Annotated in this window: 17 protein-coding genes and 1 pseudogene; 11 read left to right on the top strand and 7 right to left on the bottom strand. The window is 70.4% G+C overall.

Annotated features, from left to right (window positions below; all coding sequences use genetic code 11):
* Positions 1–154: 154 nt before the first annotated feature.
* The 6 genes from ACQP2O_RS17650 (at position 155) to ACQP2O_RS17625 (ending at position 6,504) form a co-directional block, all read left to right on the top strand.
* Positions 155–1,144: a LacI family DNA-binding transcriptional regulator gene (locus tag ACQP2O_RS17650; protein ID WP_433185829.1), complete on the top strand. Its 990-nt coding sequence runs from the start codon at positions 155–157 to the stop codon at positions 1,142–1,144.
* A 1-nt stretch (position 1,145) separates the two neighbouring features.
* The gene (locus ACQP2O_RS17645) at positions 1,146–1,874 is read left to right on the top strand and encodes a (Fe-S)-binding protein (RefSeq protein ID WP_433185826.1); all 729 of its coding nucleotides are present in this window, start codon (positions 1,146–1,148) and stop codon (positions 1,872–1,874) included.
* Positions 1,875–1,954: 80 nt separating this feature from the next.
* Positions 1,955–3,331 carry a lactate utilization protein B gene (locus ACQP2O_RS17640; protein WP_433191061.1) on the top strand — a complete coding sequence of 459 codons (1,377 nt, stop codon included), beginning with the start codon at positions 1,955–1,957 and terminating at the stop codon, positions 3,329–3,331.
* Positions 3,328–4,089, top strand: coding sequence for a LutC/YkgG family protein (locus ACQP2O_RS17635; RefSeq protein ID WP_433185823.1), 762 nt, complete (start codon positions 3,328–3,330; stop codon positions 4,087–4,089). The genes ACQP2O_RS17640 and ACQP2O_RS17635 overlap by 4 nt, the downstream gene beginning before the upstream one ends.
* 12 nt (positions 4,090–4,101) lie before the next feature.
* Positions 4,102–5,529, top strand: a complete 1,428-nt coding sequence (locus ACQP2O_RS17630) for a rhamnulokinase (RefSeq protein ID WP_433185821.1) — start codon at positions 4,102–4,104, stop codon at positions 5,527–5,529.
* Between the two features lie 246 nt (positions 5,530–5,775).
* Positions 5,776–6,504, top strand: coding sequence for a S1 family peptidase (locus tag ACQP2O_RS17625; RefSeq protein WP_360890988.1), 729 nt, complete (start codon positions 5,776–5,778; stop codon positions 6,502–6,504).
* A gap of 102 nt (positions 6,505–6,606) precedes the next feature.
* Here the strand turns inward: ACQP2O_RS17625 and ACQP2O_RS17620 are convergent, their stop codons facing one another.
* Entirely contained in the window at positions 6,607–7,476 is an 870-nt protein-coding gene (locus tag ACQP2O_RS17620; protein ID WP_433185818.1) for an NAD(P)H-binding protein, read from the bottom strand.
* A gap of 78 nt (positions 7,477–7,554) precedes the next feature.
* Here ACQP2O_RS17620 and ACQP2O_RS17615 point away from each other — a divergent pair, with 78 nt between their 5' ends.
* Complete coding sequence (locus ACQP2O_RS17615; RefSeq protein WP_433185816.1) at positions 7,555–7,947, top strand: winged helix-turn-helix transcriptional regulator; 393 nt, start codon at positions 7,555–7,557, stop codon at positions 7,945–7,947.
* Here ACQP2O_RS17615 and ACQP2O_RS17610 read toward each other — a convergent pair.
* The 5 genes and pseudogenes from ACQP2O_RS17610 to ACQP2O_RS17590 all read right to left on the bottom strand — a co-directional run bounded on the left by ACQP2O_RS17610 (position 7,944) and on the right by ACQP2O_RS17590 (position 12,256).
* On the bottom strand, positions 7,944–9,236 hold the full coding sequence (locus ACQP2O_RS17610) for a cytochrome P450 (protein WP_433185813.1): 1,293 nt from the start codon (positions 9,234–9,236) through the stop codon (positions 7,944–7,946). The two genes, ACQP2O_RS17615 and ACQP2O_RS17610, sit on opposite strands and share 4 nt — an antisense overlap.
* 76 nt (positions 9,237–9,312) lie before the next feature.
* Complete coding sequence (locus tag ACQP2O_RS17605) at positions 9,313–10,287, bottom strand: hypothetical protein (RefSeq protein ID WP_433185810.1); 975 nt, start codon at positions 10,285–10,287, stop codon at positions 9,313–9,315.
* A gap of 61 nt (positions 10,288–10,348) precedes the next feature.
* Positions 10,349–10,480 (bottom strand): DUF397 domain-containing protein, encoded by a 132-nt coding sequence (locus ACQP2O_RS17600; RefSeq protein ID WP_433185807.1) that lies wholly within the window; start codon positions 10,478–10,480, stop codon positions 10,349–10,351.
* Between the two features lie 35 nt (positions 10,481–10,515).
* Positions 10,516–11,178 (bottom strand): annotated as a pseudogene (locus tag ACQP2O_RS17595) (DUF5753 domain-containing protein); the annotation flags it as partial.
* A 103-nt stretch (positions 11,179–11,281) separates the two neighbouring features.
* Positions 11,282–12,256, bottom strand: coding sequence for a GlxA family transcriptional regulator (locus ACQP2O_RS17590; protein WP_433185805.1), 975 nt, complete (start codon positions 12,254–12,256; stop codon positions 11,282–11,284).
* Positions 12,257–12,345: 89 nt separating this feature from the next.
* On the opposite strand from ACQP2O_RS17590, the gene ACQP2O_RS17585 reads away from it, so the two are divergent.
* Positions 12,346–13,161 (top strand): dienelactone hydrolase family protein, encoded by an 816-nt coding sequence (locus tag ACQP2O_RS17585; RefSeq protein ID WP_433185802.1) that lies wholly within the window; start codon positions 12,346–12,348, stop codon positions 13,159–13,161.
* A gap of 21 nt (positions 13,162–13,182) precedes the next feature.
* Positions 13,183–14,604 (top strand): tetratricopeptide repeat protein, encoded by a 1,422-nt coding sequence (locus ACQP2O_RS17580; RefSeq protein ID WP_433185799.1) that lies wholly within the window; start codon positions 13,183–13,185, stop codon positions 14,602–14,604.
* A 150-nt stretch (positions 14,605–14,754) separates the two neighbouring features.
* Here ACQP2O_RS17580 and ACQP2O_RS17575 read toward each other — a convergent pair whose 3' ends face one another.
* Positions 14,755–15,684: an NADP-dependent oxidoreductase gene (locus ACQP2O_RS17575; RefSeq protein WP_433185797.1), complete on the bottom strand. Its 930-nt coding sequence runs from the start codon at positions 15,682–15,684 to the stop codon at positions 14,755–14,757.
* A gap of 84 nt (positions 15,685–15,768) precedes the next feature.
* Here ACQP2O_RS17575 and ACQP2O_RS17570 point away from each other — a divergent pair, with 84 nt between their 5' ends.
* Together ACQP2O_RS17570 and ACQP2O_RS17565 are read left to right on the top strand one after the other, a co-directional pair.
* Positions 15,769–16,338 (top strand): helix-turn-helix domain-containing protein, encoded by a 570-nt coding sequence (locus ACQP2O_RS17570; RefSeq protein ID WP_433185794.1) that lies wholly within the window; start codon positions 15,769–15,771, stop codon positions 16,336–16,338.
* A 191-nt stretch (positions 16,339–16,529) separates the two neighbouring features.
* A complete protein-coding gene (locus ACQP2O_RS17565) occupies positions 16,530–17,405 on the top strand; it encodes a maleylpyruvate isomerase family mycothiol-dependent enzyme (protein ID WP_433185791.1) in 876 nt (291 codons plus the stop codon).
* Positions 17,406–17,516: the final 111 nt, after the last annotated feature.

The following is a 17,516-nucleotide window of genomic DNA, read 5'->3' as shown; positions in this document are numbered from 1 at the left end:
TGCCGTCTGAGCTGGGAAAATATCGCCGAGATAACGAGCCGGTCACCGCCCGGTCTCGTCGAACGGCCCTCACAGGACGTGTTGACACGTTTTAATTCAGTCGTCACAGTGAACGCCATCACATTCGGAGAAGAGGTACAAGGCTTTGGGGACCGTGGGGATCAGGGAGGTCGCGCAGCGCGCGGGCGTGTCGCCGGGCACGGTCTCGAACGTGCTGAACCGGCCCGAACGCGTCGCCGCGGCGACGCGCGCCCGCGTCGAGCAGGCCATCCGTGAGCTGGGCTTCGTTCGCAACGGCTCGGCCGCGACCCTGCGGGCCGGGCAGAGCCGGGCCATCGGCCTGGTCGTGCTCGACGTCGGCAACCCCTTCTTCGTCGCGGTCGCGCGCGGCGTCGAGGACGTCGTCAGCGACCGGGACCACGCGGTCATCCTGTGCAACTCCGGCGAGTCGCCCGAGCGGGAGGCCCGCAACCTGCGGGTCCTGGCCGAGCAGCGGGTCCGCGGCGTCCTGATCACGCCGACCGAAGAGGATCTCTCCCGCGTGGACCTGCTGCGGCAGCGCGGAGTCGCCGTCGTCCTGGTCGACCACCCGGCGACCGGGGACGTGTGCTCGGTGTCCGTCGACGACGTCGCCGGCGGGGACCTGGCCGTCGCCCACCTCCTCGACCGGGGCGCACGGCGGCTCGCGTACGTCACCGGTCCGCTGGCGATCCGGCAGTGCGCCGACCGACGCAAGGGCGCCCGGCGCGCACTGCGTACGGCGGGGCTGCCCGCCCGCGCCCTGGAGGACGTGGTCGTGCCGGAGATGAACGCGAGCGGCGGCGCGCTCGCCGCCGAGAAGCTCCTGGCCGGCGACCTCCCCGACGCGATCTTCTGCGCGAACGACCTGCTCGCGCTGGGCGTGCTGCGCGCGCTGTCGCAGGCGGGGGTGCGGGTGCCGGACGACGTCGCCCTCATCGGCTACGACGACATCGAGTTCTCCTCGGCGGCGGCGGTGCCGCTGAGCTCGATCCGCCAGCCGACCTACCAGCTCGGCAAGATCGCCACCGAGCTCCTGCTGGACGAGTGCGACGCCCCGGCGGGCCACGCGCACCAGCAGATCATGTTCCAGCCCGAGCTCGTCGTCCGCGAATCGAGCCGCTGACATGCGCGTCGCCCTCTTCGTCACCTGCTTCAACGACACGCTGTACCCCGGCACCGGCAAGGCGGTCGTGACCCTGCTCGAGCGGCTGGGGCACGAGGTGGTCTTCCCCGCCGCGCAGACCTGCTGCGGTCAGATGCACTACAACACCGGGTACGACCGGGAGTGCGGACCGCTGGTCAGAGATTTCGTTAAAACGTTCCAACCGTACGACGCGATCGTCGTCCCGTCGGCGTCCTGCGCGGGGATGATCCGCGAGAACCACGCACGGGTGGCCCGCACCGTCGGCGACGACGCGCTGGCCGAGGAGGCCGGTCGGACCGCGCCGCGCGTCCACGAGCTGTCCGAGCTGCTCATCGACGTGCTCGGCGTCGAGGACGTCGGCGCGTACTTCCCGCACCGCGTGACCTACCACCCGACCTGCCACTCCCTGCGCGCCCTCGGCCTCGGGGAACGGCCGCTGCGGCTGCTGCGCGCGGTGCGCGGCATCGACCTCGTCGAGCTGCCCGACGCGGCCGAGTGCTGCGGCTTCGGCGGCACCTTCGCGCTGAAGAACCCCGACGTGTCGGCCGCGATGGGCGCGGACAAGGTCGCCCGGATCCGGCAGACCGGAGCCGAAGTGGTGTGCGCGGCGGACAACTCCTGCCTCGCCCACATCGGCGGCCTGCTGTCCCGGCTCCGGACCGGCGTACGGACCGTGCACCTGGCCGAGATCCTGGCGGCCACCGAATGAATGACCGCACCGCCGGACGGGAGGCACCCATGCCCACGCACGATGGAAGCGCCGGGGCTCGGATGCCGACGTATGTCGGGATGCCCGCCTTCCCGGACGCCGCGCGGGACGCCGTACGCGACACGCAGCTGCGCCGGAACCTCGCGCACGCCACCACCACGATCCGCGCCAAGCGAGCCGCAGCCGTGGCCGAACTGCCGGACTGGGCGGAGCTTCGGGAGGCGGGCAAGCGCATCAAGGACCACACGATCGAGCACCTCGGCCACTACCTGCGGCTCCTGGAGGAGCAGGTGACGGCCCGGGGCGGCACGGTGCACTGGGCGCGGGACGCCGCCGAGGCGAACCGGATCATCACCGACCTGATCAAGGCCACCGGCGAGACCGACGTCGTCAAGGTCAAGTCGATGGCCACCCAGGAGATCGGCCTGAACGAGGCGCTAGCCGCCGAGGGCATCCGCGCGCACGAGACGGACCTGGCCGAGCTGATCGTCCAGCTCGGGGACGACCGCCCGTCCCACATCCTCGTACCGGCGATCCACCGCAACCGCGCGGAGATCCGGGAGATCTTCCGCCGGGAGATGCCCGGCGCGCCCGGCGACCTCACCGACGAGCCCGCCCGGCTCGCGGATGCGGCCCGCGCCCACCTGCGGGAGCGGTTCCTGGCGGCGAAGGTCGCCGTGTCGGGCGTGAACTTCGCGGTGGCCGAGACCGGCTCGCTCGTCGTGGTCGAGTCCGAGGGCAACGGCCGGATGTGCCTGACGCTCCCCGAGACGCTGATCTCGGTGATGGGTGTCGAGAAGGTGGTGCCCGCCTGGCGGGACCTGGAGGTGTTCCTCCAGCTGCTGCCGCGCTCGTCGACCGCCGAGCGGATGAACCCCTACACCTCGATCTGGTCGGGCGCCACCGAAGGCCAGACGTTCCACCTGGTGCTGGTCGACAACGGCCGGACGGACACGCGCGACGACGAGGTCGGCCGGCAGGCGCTGCGCTGCATCCGCTGCTCGGCCTGCCTCAACGTGTGCCCCGTCTACCAGCGGGCGGGCGGGCACGCGTACGGGTCGCCGTACCCCGGGCCGATCGGCGCGATCCTGTCGCCGCAGCTCCGCGGCGGCGGCTCGCCGGTGGACGACTCGCTGCCGTACGCCTCGACGCTGTGCGGCGCCTGCTACGAGGTCTGCCCGGTCGCGATCGACATCCCGGAGGTGCTCGTGCACCTGCGGTCGCGTGCCGTTCACGGCCGCGCCGAGCGGGCGGCCATGCGGTTCGCCGCCTGGACGCTGCGCTCCCCCGCCCGGCTCGCCTTCGGGCAGCGTCTGGCCGGCACGGCCGGACGGGCCCTCAGCCGCAAGGGCGGCATCCGGCGGCTGCCGGGCCCGCTCTCGCGCTGGACCGACACCCGTGACGCGCCCGTCCCCGCGACCGAGACCTTCCGCGACTGGTGGGAGAAACGCTCGTGAACGCCCGCGACGAGATCCTGCGCCGGCTCGGCGACGCGCCGCCGGACGCCGCCGCGTACGACGTGATCCCCCGGCCGTACCTCCGCCGTCACCACGACGGCGACGTCGTCGGCCTGTTCGCCGAACGCGCCGCCGACTACCGCGCGGAGGTCCGCCGGATCGCCCACGCCGACCTGCCGGGCGTCCTCGGCGCACTACGCGGCCGCTACCTCGCCCCGAACGGCCTGCCCGCGCCGTGGACGGCCGGGCTCGATGCCGCAAGGGACGACCCGCAGGCCCCGGCCGACCGGCCCGACGCCGTACGGGACGACCCGCAGGCCTCGGCCGACGGGCTCGACGTCGCAGGGGCCGCTCCGCAGGTCTCGAGCGGCGGGCTCGACGGCGTACGGGACAACGCGCAGGTCCCGAGCGGTGGGCTCGAGATCGTGCGGGACGATCCGCCGGTGTCGATCGCCGAGTTGGACGCCCTGGACGGTGTGATCACCGGCTGCGCGGTCGCGATCGCCGAGACCGGCACGGTCGTGCTCGACCACGGCCCCGGCCAGGGCCGCCGCGCGGTCACGCTCGTCCCCGATCACCACGTCGTCGTGGTCGAGGCGGCGCGGATCGCGGCGGACGTGCCCGAGGCCCTCGAACGCCTCTCCCCCGACCGGCCGCTGACGTTCGTGTCCGGCCCCTCGGCCACCAGCGACATCGAGCTGTCCCGCGTCGAGGGCGTGCACGGGCCGCGTCGGCTCACCATCGTGATCATCGACTGAGGAGGAGCAGCCATGCCCCCGCGTTCGTTCGCCGCCGTGGATCTGGGCGCCTCCAGTGGGCGCGTCATGATCGCCCGCGTCGGCGACGACGAGCTGACGTTGCGTGAGGCGCACCGCTTCCGGAACCGCCCGGTCCGGGCGGCGGGCACCCTCCACTGGGACGTCCTCGGGCTGTACGGAGAGGTCCTCGAGGGACTACGAGCCGCCGAGGGCGTCACCTCGATCGGCGTGGACTCCTGGGCCGTCGACTACGGTCTGCTCGACCGGACCGGCAGGCTCCTCGGCAACCCCGTCCACTACCGGGACGGCCGCACCGACGGCGTCATGGACAAGCTGATCGCCGAGGTGGGCGCGCAGACGCTGTACGACGTCGGCGGGCTGCAGTTCCTCCCGTTCAACACGGTGTACCAGCTGCTGTCGGCGCCGGTCCCGGAGGCGGCGCGCACGCTGCTGATGATCCCGGACCTGCTGGCGTACTGGCTGACCGGCGAGGTCGGCGCGGAGCAGACCAACGCCTCGACGACCGGGCTGTACGACGTGCGGACGGGCGACTGGGCGTACGCCTTCATCGAGCGGCTCGGGCTGCCGGCGGGGATCTTCCCGCCGCTGCGCCGGCCGGGCGACGTCATCGGCACGCTGCGGCCGGACGTCGCGGCCGAGACCGGGCTGCCGGAGTCGCTGCCGGTCACCGCGGTCGGCTCGCACGACACGGCCTCCGCCGTCCTGGCCGTGCCCGCCGAGCACGACCGGTTCGGCTACGTGTCCTGCGGCACCTGGTCGCTGGCGGGCGTCGAGCTCGACGCGCCGGTGCTGACCGAGGAGAGCCGGGTCGCCGGGTTCACCAACGAGGTCGGGGTCGGCGGCACCATCCGCTACCTGCGCAACGTCATGGGGTTGTGGCTGCTGCAGGAGTCGCTGCGGACGTGGCGGGCCGAGGAGTCGCTGCCCGAGCTGCTGGCCGCCGCCGCGGACGCCCCGCCGTTCGCCGCGCTCGTCGACCCGGGCGACCAGGCGTTCATCCCGCCGGGCGACATGCCCGCGCGGATCGCCGCGTACTGCGCGCGGACCGGCCAGCGTCCTCCGGAGGGACGGGCCGAGATCGTCCGTTGCATCCTGGAGAGCCTCGCCCTCGGGCACCGCGCCGCGATCCGGGACGCGGCGCGCCTGTCCGGACGGTCCGTCGAGGTCGTGCACGTCGTCGGCGGCGGGGCGCGCAACACGCTGCTGTGCCAGTTGACCGCAGACGCCTGCGGCCTGCCGGTCGTCGCCGGCCCGGTGGAGGCGACGGCGATCGGCAACGCGCTGGCGCAGGCCCGCGCGCACGGGCTGACCGCCGACCCGCGCGGGCTCGTACGCCGGACGCAGGAGCTGACCGTCTACCGGCCGAGCGGTGACGACGCCGCCTGGGACCGCGCCGCGGGCCGGATCGGCCTCTCGTAAGTGCCCGAATTTCCGGGTCCGCGGCACCGCCGCGGGCCCGGTTCGCCTCGCCGCCCCGGGAGGCACATTCCGATCTTCGATGTGATCACGAGAGCCCTTTCCGGCGAATTCCGATCACTTCCCTGATCACGTATCCGCAGGTAGATGCCTAGGTAGATCTTTGCCTGATCCTTTTGCGAAAGCGTGAGATATCCACTTAAAGTCTCCTTCATGCGTTTTGCCGCCCCCCTCGTTTGCGCTGCTTTCGTGGTTAGCCTCGCTTCTCCCGCCCTCGCGATCACCAATGGATCTGCGGACGGCAACGAGCACCCGTCGGTCGGCGCTCTCCTCGCCGACAAGCCGTACCCCGACGGCACCTGGGCCTACTGCACCGGCACGCTCGTCTCCCCGACGGTCCTCGTGACCGCCGCGCACTGCGGTCACAAGAACCAGCGGACCGCGCGCGTCACCTTCGCCAGCCACTACCAGCAGGGGGAGACCGTCTACTCCGGCCGCTACATCCCGGACGAGCGGTACAACCCCAAGGGCGACCTCCACGACATCGCCGTCGTGGTGTTCGACAAGCCGATCGCCGGCATCAAGCCGGCCAAGCTGCCGCCTGCGGGCCTGCTGTCCCGGATGCGCGTCGACGGATCGCTGCAGGACGCCAAGTTCACCCCGGTCGGATACGGGTCGATCAACCAGAAGAAGGCGGCTTCGCGCAAGACGAAGCTGGTCTACACCGACACGCGCAGCCGGACGTCGATCTCCTTTGACGACCTCACCCGCGTGTGGCTGAAGCTCGACCTGGAGGAGGGCGACGGAGGCACCTGCTACGGCGACTCCGGCGGCCCCAACTTCCTCGGCGACTCCGACCTCCTGGTGGCCACGACCATCAGCGGGGACGACGACTCCTGCAAGGCGACCAACTACGACTACCGCCTGGACGCCGGCCCGGCCCGCGACTTCCTCGCCCGGTACGTCAAGCTCCCCTAGATCGGGACAGAAGGTGTGGCCGCCGTACCGGCGTCGGCCACACCTTTCGTACGCCCATGACGCTGCACGTCCACGGCGATGGCGCGCAGGACGTCTCGGCGGTCACGTGGCCAGCAGGGTCGCGCGTTCGGCCGCGAAGAACTCGGCGATCGACGTCGGCCTGCGACCGGTGAGCCGTTCGGCCGCGTGAGTCATGACGTCGAACCAGCCCTCCCGGCGCGCGATGCCCGCTTCCGTCCACGCCTCGGCGAGCGGCGCCGGCATCCCCAACGCGGTGAGACGCACCGGCATCTCCTCGTCCGTCACCGGCTCATGTCGTACGAGGCGTCCGGTCGCCTCGGTCAGCGCCTCCGCGATGTCCGCGTCTCTGACGGCCGCCGGTCCGGTGACCTCGAGGAGCTGCCCCTCGCAGCCGCCGTCGGCCAGGACCGCGGCGGCCACGGCGGCGCTGTCGTCCCGGGTGATGTAGCCGACGCGCCCGTCACCGGCGTTGCCGGGCAGCCGCCCGGCGGCCACCGCCCGCTGCGCGATCCCGAGGTACGTCAACATCTCGGGCCACACGTTGAAACGCAGTGCGGTGAACGCCGGCCCGGACGAGGCCAGCAGGCGTTCGGTGTCTCGATGGTCCGGGACGACCCGCACCGGGTTCCCCGGTTCACCCGCGCGCGCCACCGAGGTGTAGACGACGTGTCCCACACGGGCCTTCGCCGCCGCGTCGAGCGCGTTGGCGTGTTTCGGCACCCGGCCCGCGATGGCGTCAAGGCTAATGATCAGCAGCCGTTCGACCCCGTCGAACGCCCGTAGGAGCCCGTCGGGGTCGGAGAAGTCGGCGACGCGGGTCTCCACCCCGACCTCGGGGATCCGGTCCGGCGTACGGGAGAGGGCGACCACCCGGGAGGCGTCGACGCGCCCCACGAGGTGCCGCAGAGTGCGGCCGCCCAGGTTTCCGGAGGCTCCGCAGACAGCAAGCATGGCAAGGCTCCTTGGTTCCGATCGATTCCGTACGCTGATCTTGTGTCGGTCGGAACGGCCCCGAAAGAAGGCACTTTCATGTCCACTGGTGACCTCGCCGTCGCCCTGCCCACACCCGTGACCGTCGAGGAGCACGAAGCGTGCCCGGCGACCGGGGTGCTACGCCGCGTCGGCGAGAAGTGGGGCGTCCTGGTGCTGTCGCTCCTGGCCACGCGACCGTACGGCTTCAACGAGCTGGACCGGGCGGTCCAGGGACTCAGCCGCCGCGTGCTCACCCGCACCCTGCGCACGCTCGAACGCGACGGCCTGATCAGTCGGACCGTCCACCCGGGCAGGCCCCCGAGAGTGGAGTACGCCCTCACCGACCTCGGACGATCTTTGCGCGAGCCGCTGCTCATGCTGGGCCGGTGGGCCGTGGACCACGAGGCCGACATCCGGGCGGCTCGCGCCCGCTTCGACGGTGGGGTCTAGGGCTTGGTGAAGGTGCAGGGCAGGCGCTTGTAGCCGTTGATGAAGCCGGACAGCAGACGGTCGGGCTCGCCGTCGGCGCGGATGTCCGGCAGGCGGGTGAACAGCTCCCGGAGCATGACGGTGATCTCCCGGCGGGCCAGGTTCGCGCCGAGGCAGAAGTGGGGCCCGGGGCCGCCGAAGCCGACGTGCGGGTTGGAATCCCGGGTGATGTCGAAGACCTCCGGGTGGTCGAACACCGTCTCGTCGCGGTTGGCGGAGTTGTAGAACAGCAGCACCTTGTCGCCGGCCTTGTAGGTGTGGCCGTTCATCTCGTGGTCGCGGGTGAGGTTGCGCCGCATGAAGATCACCGGCGTGGAGTAGCGCACGATCTCCTCGACGGCGCCGCCGATCCGGCCCTCGAAGTCCTCCAGCAGCAGGGCCCGCTGGTCGGGGAAGTCGGTGAACAGCTTCAGCGCGTGGCTCAAGGCCGTCCGCGTCGTCTCGTTTCCCGCGACGACGAGCAGCAAGAAGAACGACCCGAGCTCGCGGGTCGTCAGGCGTTCGCCGTCGACGTTCGCGGTCACCAGGGCCGAGGTCAGGTCACCGGTCGGGTTCTTCATGCGCTCGCGCCCGAGGCGGGCGGCGAGCCGGTGCAGGTCGCGGGCCGCCCAAATGATCTTGAGCAGCGCGCGGCCGGCGGCGACCCGGCTCATCTCTGGTCCCGGCGTGACGCCGGTGTACTCCGGGTCGGAGTTGCCGAGGATCACGTTGGTCCGCCGGACCACCTGGGCGTGGTAGTGCTCGGGGATGCCGAGCATGTCGCAGATGACCTCGACCGGCAGGCGGACGGCGACCTTGGAGACGAAGTCGTCCGGACCGGTCTCGATCAGCTCGTCGACGATCCGCGCGGCGCGCCGCCGGATGTCGTCCTCGGTCTTGGCGAGCATCTTCGGCGTGAAGGCACGCGACACGATGCGGCGGATCTTGGCGTGCCGCGGGTCGTCCAGGTTGATCAGCGAGCCGAAGAACCGCTCCATGTACGCGGGGAAGTCCGGGATGCTGGTCGCGCTCGGCTCACTGCTGAAGACGTCCGGGTGGCGGCTCGCCTCGCTGACGTCCGCGTGCCGGACCAGCGCGTAGAAGCCCTTGCCCGGCCGTACGAACGGGACGGGGATCTCGCTGAAGAACGCCGGATGCTCCCGCGCCCGCAGGGCCGCGAAGGCGGCCTCACGCTCTTCGACGGGTCGCGCCCAGAACTCCAGCGCCGCGAGATCGATCTGTGATGGCGCCGGACCGGACCGAATCGTCATGACACACCGCCTTCCGGATCGACCTTCATGTTCATGTAAGTGAGCGGTTACGGTCAAGAGGGTGAGCCGATCCCCATCACGACGCCGTGCCGCACTCGAGTTGCATGTCCAGCACGCGCGGGGTGAAATGCCCGTCGATGAGCCGGCCGAACGCGTCGATGTCGCCGCCGCACTCATGCCGGCGTCCGGCACCGCGCGTGGCCACCGCGACCAGGGTGTTGGCCGGGATCACCTCGATCAGACGGGGAGAACGGCCGTGGCCGAACGAGAACCACTTCCGGGCCCCCGACCGCGTGTCGCGGACGAAAGCGGTGCCCGTGCGCAGACCGCTGTCCAGGGTCGCCGACTCCAGGACGCCGTCGGCCGGCCGGAACACCACTCGTCCGGCGAGCAACGACGTCTCCCCTGCCGTCGTGTCGAGGGACCGCAGGGTTCCGGACGTCAGGGCGAAGCCCTCGGCCCGGTCCGGGACGCCCTCCCCGAGCGCGTAGCCGAGCGTACGACCGTCGGAGCCCCACGTCAGGTCGCCGACGACGGAAGGGGCGCCGAGCGACCAGGTGCGCCGCTCCCGGGTGACGACGTTCAACACCGTGACCGAGGCACGGGGTACGACCGTGTCGGCGCACGACGCCGTCGTGAAAGCGATCTTCGAGTCGTCCGGGCCGACCGCCAGGCCCGCCACGGCCGCGTGGATCGGGCCGCCGGGGATCGGCCGCGGAACCTCCGGGCGCCCCTGTTCGGTGAGGCGCAGACGGTACAACCGCGAGACGCAGGACTTGGGGTCGAAGGCGGCCACGACGAACGTACGATCCGCGATGGCGGCCACGACCGCCGTCGCCCGGCCGGCGCCCGGCGACGGGGCCGGTACCGCGTCGAACGCCCGGAAGGTCTTTCCCCTGAGCACCTGGGCCCAGGCCTGGCCGCCCGTCGTCACCGACACGACGTACTTCGGAAGGGAGAGGACGGAAGGCGCGGGCGTCGCGGCGTCGGAGGAGACGGCGGCCGCCAGGGTCGCCACGACCGCACCCGAGACGAGCCACACGCGCGCCATACGCCCGAATCGCCGTGCGGCCCCGCCCATCCGCCGTCCCCTCTCAAGATCACGAAGGGGGTCAGCCTACAGGCGGAACGTCAGTCGTGAATCGCGCCGTCAGGCCGGCGGCCTCCTGGGAGGTCAGCGGCGCCACCTCGACGCACGCCTCATCGTTGACGCCCCCGCTGCGGGAGCTCTTGCGCCACTGCATCGCCATTCGGTGGACTCCAATCGCCGCTCGATCAGGGCGCGCGAGGCGTCGTCGGACGCTGCCTTATGCCCGATCCGGTCGAAGTCCAGCCGGAACTCTTCGACCTCGCCGCACATCTCGATCAGCCGACCGCCTCGCGCTGCTCCAGCGTAGGCAATATCGCGGGAATCGACGCTGATGATGCGGAACGGGCCGTCCTTCCAGATATGCGCACCCGTCGAGCGCGGGATGATGCGAATGGTGATGTGCGGCCGCTGCATCAGTGCGAGGAGGTGCCGGAGCTGCGCCTGCATGACCTCGACGCCGCCGATGCAGTCGTCCAGGATGTCCTCGTCTAGCAGCGCCCACACGTAGGGCGGATCTGGCCTGTCCAGAATCGCGGCCTGCCGATCCATCCTGGCCTTGAGTGTCCCCTCGAGATCCCCGACGTTGCTCCTGGCCAGCAGGAGGGCTCGCGCGTAGTCCTCAGTCTGGAACGGGGGCGGAGTGTATTGCCCGTGGTAGATACGGATTATCTGGGCGATGGTCTCGTACGCGGTGACCGACTGGGCCCAGTCGGGGTTGTGGCCGTTCTGGGCGTACCAGAGCAGGAGCTCGAAGAGGCCGCCGGTCCGGAAGTGACGATCGATGATCTTTGCTTGCCTCTCGTCGATCTTTCTTCGTCCCGCTTCGACGTTGGAGACCGTCGATGGCGACACCAGGGGGCGATCGGCGGCGAGGCTTTTCAACGACGGAGTCGACCGCGACGGCCGGCGCCGTTCCTTAGCCTCTCCCGTTCGCTCAGACCAAGGGGAAGGCCGCTCATCGGTTGGTGCCGCGCCGGAAGGTCGCGCGGTAGTCGCTTGGGCGTCGTCCGGTGTGCTTCGCGAAGAGAGCGGCGAAGGTTCCGGAGTCCTTGTACCCGACCGCGGCGCAGATGCTCGCGACGGTTCGGTCGGTGGTCTCAAGGAGGTGGCGGGCTCGACGAACCCGCGACGACTGCAGGTAGTCCAGCGGGGTCTGGCCGGTCTCGTCGGCGAAGCGCCGTAGCAGTGTCCGGGTGCTGACATTGAACGTGTCCGCCAACGCGGCCAGGTCGTATCGGGCGGCGAGGTTCTGGTCGAGCCGGCGCATGACCCTGCGGGAGAACTCGTTTCCGGGTGACGGAAGAAGTCGTGCGTCGACGTAGGGAGTCTGGGATGACCGCGCGTCGTCGACGAGCGCCACCCGCGCGGTCGTCCGTGCCACGCCGGCACCGCTGTGCTCGCGGATCAGTTCCAGCGCGAAGTCGTACATGGCGCTGAAGGCCGCCGTCGTCGTCACACCCTTGTCGGTGACGACCAGGCGTTCGGGTCGGACATCGGCGTCCGGGCAGCGTCGAGCCAGTTCGTCCGCGAAAAGCCATGCCGTGGTGGCCTGACGCCGGTTGAGCAGTCCGGCCTCGGCGAGCAGGAACGCACCGACACAGATCGAGACGACGACGTTGCCCGTGGCCGCGTGTGAGCGGATCACGGCGACTTCAGGGGCGAGGGCGGCGAGCTTGGCGTCCACGTCGAGACCCGGCGCGAGCTCGAACCCGGGCACGACAAGGACGTCGACCTCGCGCGGCGGACAGACGGCCAGCGCCGAACCCCCCGATGCGGCGACGCGACGACGAGGCGAAACGATCGACACCTCGTATCCGGCGCGGTCCGGGCCGGCCACGCGCGTGGCCATCGTCAACAGATCGGGCACGCCGAACACCTCGGACGCGAAGCAGCCCGGATAGGCCAGAACACCGACCCGCAGTGCACTCACGCCCACCTCCCCACCTTTGGCGAGATTACCCCCATACATGGCGATCTGGCCTATCGCCCTGCGCGCGCACATCAGTCCACGCTGTCACCATGAGCGCTGCGAACGAACGCCTTGACGACGCGATCACGGACTTCTCCCGCCGGCTCGTGGAGGTGGACGGCGTGGTGAAGACCGTCTACGTCGCAGGACGCGGGCCGGCCGTCGTGCTGATGCCGGAGATGCCTGGCATCAGCCCTGACGTCCTTCGGCTGGCGCGGTGGGTGCGGGATGCGGGCTTCGCCGTCTATGTCCCCTCACTCTTCGGGGTCGACGGCGCCTATCCGACGGCCGAGAGCGGCAAGGAGGTCGTCCGCCGTGCGTGTGTCAGTGCCGAGTTCCGAGCGTTCGCCGGAGGCGGCACCAGCCCTGTCACGGCGTGGCTGCGTGGACTCGCGCGCCAGGCCCACGCCGAACACGGCGGTCCGGGGGTCGGCGCGATCGGACTGTGTTTCACCGGCAACTTCGCCCTCACCATGGCGCTGGAGCCGGCCGTCATCGCGCCAGTGGTCAACCACCCGTCATTGCCACTGGACGACCCCGCCGGACTGGAGATCAGCGACGAGGACGCGCGCGCGATCCAAGAACGCGTCGCGCGCGATGGACTGAAGGTTCTCGCCTACCGCTTCGACGACGACCGCTGGTGCACCGGCCGGCGCTTCGCCGCCTACCAGGCACTCCTCGGCGACGCCTTCGACGGCCGCGTCCTTGCGGGCGGTTCTGCCAACACCGAACCGCCCCCGTTCTTTCGCGACGTGGTCGAGACCCCCCACAGCGTCGTCACCGCCCACCTCGTCGACGAGGACGGTCATCCCACGCTGAAGGCCAGGGACGAGATCCTCACCTTCCTGACCGACCGCTTGAGTTGATTCCGGGGATGCGGGGATCACGTGTATCGCGGGCGTATCGAAAAACGCATACGCCAGCGCAACACTCCTCCGTTTTCAGTAGACGCACGGACCACTGCGGCCCGTGCCGAGGGCATTGCGCCCCGGCTTCGGAAGGTGATCACGAAGGAGAAAGCCGTGGCCAATGGCGGAGAATGGGACCGGCGTTCGCTGCTCCGGGGCGCCGCCGTGGTGGCCGGTGCCGCCGCGACCGCGCCGCTGCTGGGCAAGGCGGCCACGGCGCACGCCGACAGCAGTGACGCGGACGCGTTGTTCAAAGCCGGGGAGTTCGAGCGGGCCGGCCGCGCGTATGAGGAGATCCTGAAAAAAGACCCCACGAATGTGCAGGCGGCCCGCCAGCGCGGCTATGTCGGGCTACTGTCCAACCGGTTCCCCGAGGCCGAGAAGTATCTCACGACGGCCCTCAAACTGGCACCGGATGACAAGGACACCAACAGGCTCCTGGGCGACTGCTACATCCGGCAGGACAAATTCTCCCTCGCCGTACAACGCGCGCAAGCGATCGGCAACGACGTCTACGCCAAATGGTTCGGGGCACTCAGCGGCGAGGCGTATCAGATCCACGGCGACACCGCGCGGCTGCCATGGCAGCAGATGGACCCGACGCCGCTGGTAGAGGGCTCGGTCAACGGCGGACCGACGAAGCGCTTCATGTTCTACACCGGCGCCTCGTGGCTGGGCTTGTCCGCGGCGGTGGCCAAGGAAGCCGGGCTGAGCGCCGTCGCCAGTCAGAAGATCGATTACTTGGGCGGCACCGCGTGGCAGTACTTCGGGGTGCTGGACTCCTTCAAGCTGGGCGACATCGAACTGCGCAACATCCCCGTGGAGTGGTCGGATACAGATACGCCCGGTGGCGACGGCATCATCGGCACGTGGATCTTCTACCACCTGCTGACCACTTTCGACTACGCGGGCCGATCGCTGATCCTGCGCCGCCGGACGCCCGAAACGGCCAGGAAGGCACGCGCCGCCGCCAAACGGGCGGGCGCGGAGCCCCTGCCGCTGTGGCTGGCCTTTGATCACATGGTGCACAGCAAGGGCAGCATCGCCGGCTCCGGCCCACGGGTGATGGCCGTGAACCTCGGTGGAATCGGCGAGACCGCCGCGAGCATGTCCGGGGAAGCGGCCACGCAGTTGCAGATCCGCACCGACTACGACCGCCCGCTCGAGACCGCCGCCCACAGCCACCCGGTCGTCGCCTACCCCTGCTACCCGAAGGAGATCCGCCTCGGCGACGCCGTCGCCAAGGCGGCCTACTGCGAAACGACCCCGGACATGACACTCACCCAGCCCTGGGGGTTCGACGTGTGGGCCCACCTCGCCCACTGCTTCTACAAGCCCTACAACCTCACCCTCGACTTCACCGACATGAACCTCTACATCGCCCGCGGCAAGGCCACCTGACGCCGCGACTGCACGGACATCGCCTCGCGGGCGGCGCAGGTCATGTGTACGGCATCGACCATTCCGGTGTGATGCTCTCTGGCAGGCGTCCCGGCGCAACACCGCGTACGGTGCGGTCCTGCGCGCTCGCCGTTCTGCGCCGGGGTGCTGTCACAGCGTGACCACGATCTTGCCGTGGACGTGGCGTCCGGCCTGCAGCGCGACGGCGTCGCGGATCTGCTCGATCGGAAAGGTCGCGGCGACGGGCACGGTGAGCTTGCCGGCGAGGATCGCCTCGGTGATCCGCTCCATGGCGTCCGGCCCCGCGTCGAAGCCGCCGGTGGCGCGTACGCCACCGGGAGGGTTGGGGCCCGCGGCGATCGTGGAGATCCGCTCGGGCGGTACGCCGAGCGCCAGCGCGGTCTCGGCCGTCTCCGTGCCGAACAGGTCCGTCGCCGCGGTCACTCCGCCGGAAGCCAGTGTCCGGACCCGGTCCGCCAGTCCGTGGCCGTACGCCAGGGGCTCGGCGCCGAGCTTCCGCAGGAACTCGAAGGTGCCCTCCGAGGCAGTGCCGATCACGGTGGCGCCGGCGAGCTTCGCGAGCTGTACGGCGAACACGCCTACGCCGCCGGCGGCGCCGCCGATCAGGACGGTGTCGCCGGACCGCAGGTCGATCGCCGCCAGAGCCGCGGCGGCGGTGAGGCCGGCCACTGGAAGCGTGCTCGCCACCTCGTCGCTGATGCCATCCGGCGTGGGAAAAAGCGCCTCGGACGCATCGGTGGGGATCTTGACCACCACGAAGTCGGCGACGGCTCTCCCCAGCGCGCCGCCGTGGACACGGTCACCCACGGCGAAACCCGTGGCGCCGTCGCCGACCTCGTCGACAACGCCGGCGAAGTCGTATCCGAAGCCGGACGGCACGGTGATGCCGAACTGCGCCGCCGCCTCAGGCCGTGAGGCGATGATCCAGTCCATCGGGTTCAGCCCGGCGGTCGTCACGCGGACGCGAACCTCACCCGGGCCGGCGTGCGGCTCCGGAACGTCTCGCAACTCCAGGACCTCGGGACCTCCGAACGTCTCGTAGCTGACGGCTCGGCTCATAGGGGACCTCCAGCAGGCAAGGTGATGGGACTTGGTGCCATCACCATAACAGAGTGATGGGACCAAGTGCCGTACACTCTTCCCATGGCTCGCTGGCAACCGAACGCATCAGAGCGGCTGGCCCTGGCCGCCCTCGAACTGTTCGCGGAGCGGGGCTACGAGAACACGACGGTGATCGACATCGCGCAGCGCGCGGGGCTGACGAAGAGCACCTTCTTCCGGCACTTCCAGGACAAGCGGGAAGTGCTCTTCGGCCACGACACGATGAACAGACTGCTCGTCGAGGCGATAGCCGCAGCGCCGGCAACCGCCACCCCGCTCGAAGCGGTGGCTCATGCCCTGGACGCGGTCGGGAGGGAGGCCTTCACACCCGCTCGTCGCGAGTTCAGCACCCGCAGGCGGGCAGTGATCGCTGCCAGCCCGGAGCTGCGCGAGCGCGAAGCGCTGAAGGGCCTCGCGCTCACCGCGTCGATGACCGACGCACTCAAGCGGCGCGGCGTTCCCGACGTGGCGTCGTGCGTGGCCGCGGAGCTGGGCGCGCTCGCCATGAAGATCGCCTATGAGCGCTGGAGCGACACGGCGAACGGCGACGACTTCGGCGAACTCGCGCGGCGAGCACTCGGCGAAGTGCAAGCGGCCAGCACCTTGTGCTGACGCGGGCGCGAGTGGCGGCCGGACCCCAGGCCCGCCGGGCTGCAACGGCTGGGTCGGGTGATCGAGGATGCCCCCGGATCCGTTGACCGGACGCGGTGCGCAGCTGCTGGATACGCTCCGGAATGCCCTGGACCAGCTACACCGCCGCCGTCGCCCGGCACGCGAGCAGCGCAGAACACTGAGAGGACGCGATGACCGACACCTCCTGGTTGGGACCGCCCATCGACGTCCGGCCCGTGCTCGCCGAGCAACAGGCCGCGTTCATCGATCTGCTGCACCGGCTCGACGGCGACGAGTGGGCCAAGCCGACGGTCTGCCCCGGATGGAGCGTCAAGGATGTCGCCGCGCACGTGCTCGGCGACCACATCGGGCGCCTGTCCATCCACCGCGACGGCTTCCATGTGCTGCATCCGCGCGACGACGAGGCGTTCCCCGCCTTCCTCGACCGCATCAACGAAGAGTGGGTGACTGCGGCCCGCCGTATCAGCCCGCCGATGCTCATCCAGCTCCTGTCGGACATCGGGGACCAGATCGTGGAGTTCTGGCAGACCGTCGACCTGGACGCACTCGGCGGGCCGGTGCGCTGGGCCGGCCCCGGCCCGCATCCGTACTGGCTGGACGTCGCCCGCGAATACACCGAGTACTGGACCCACCAGCAACAGATCTGCGACGTCACTGGCCGGACCGGCCTAACCGACCCGCGTTACCTCGGCCCGGTCATCGACACCTTCATGCGGGGCCTGCCGCACACGCTGCGCGATGTGACCGCCCCACAAGGCACCGCCCTCCAGCTGAGCGTCACCGGACCCGGCGGCGGAGACTGGACCTGCACCCGCGGCCCCGACCGCTGGCGGCTGCACGATCAACCGCAGCCCCAGCCCAGCGCTAGCCTCGAACTCGACACCGACACCACCTGGCGTCTGTGTACCCGCGGCATCACGCCTGAACAGGCGGCCGAGCACGCCCGCATCGACGGCGACCAGCACCTCGCAACAGCGGCACTCCAGATCGTGTCGATCATCTGGTCGCCGCCGAACCCGGGGCATGCGGAGAAGTCTGATATCTGACTCCGCCAGAGGCGCCAAGTCGGGACGTCACGGGTAATCGATGACGCCGAAGGAAACGTACGTCATCACTGAAACGGCCCACCCTCCTCGACGCCTTGAGGATGCGCGAGG

The sequence above is a fragment of the Actinoallomurus sp. CA-150999 genome, assembly GCF_050942425.1.
Taxonomy (GTDB): domain Bacteria; phylum Actinomycetota; class Actinomycetes; order Streptosporangiales; family Streptosporangiaceae; genus Actinoallomurus.
This window is presented reverse-complemented; position numbering and strand designations above follow the sequence as displayed.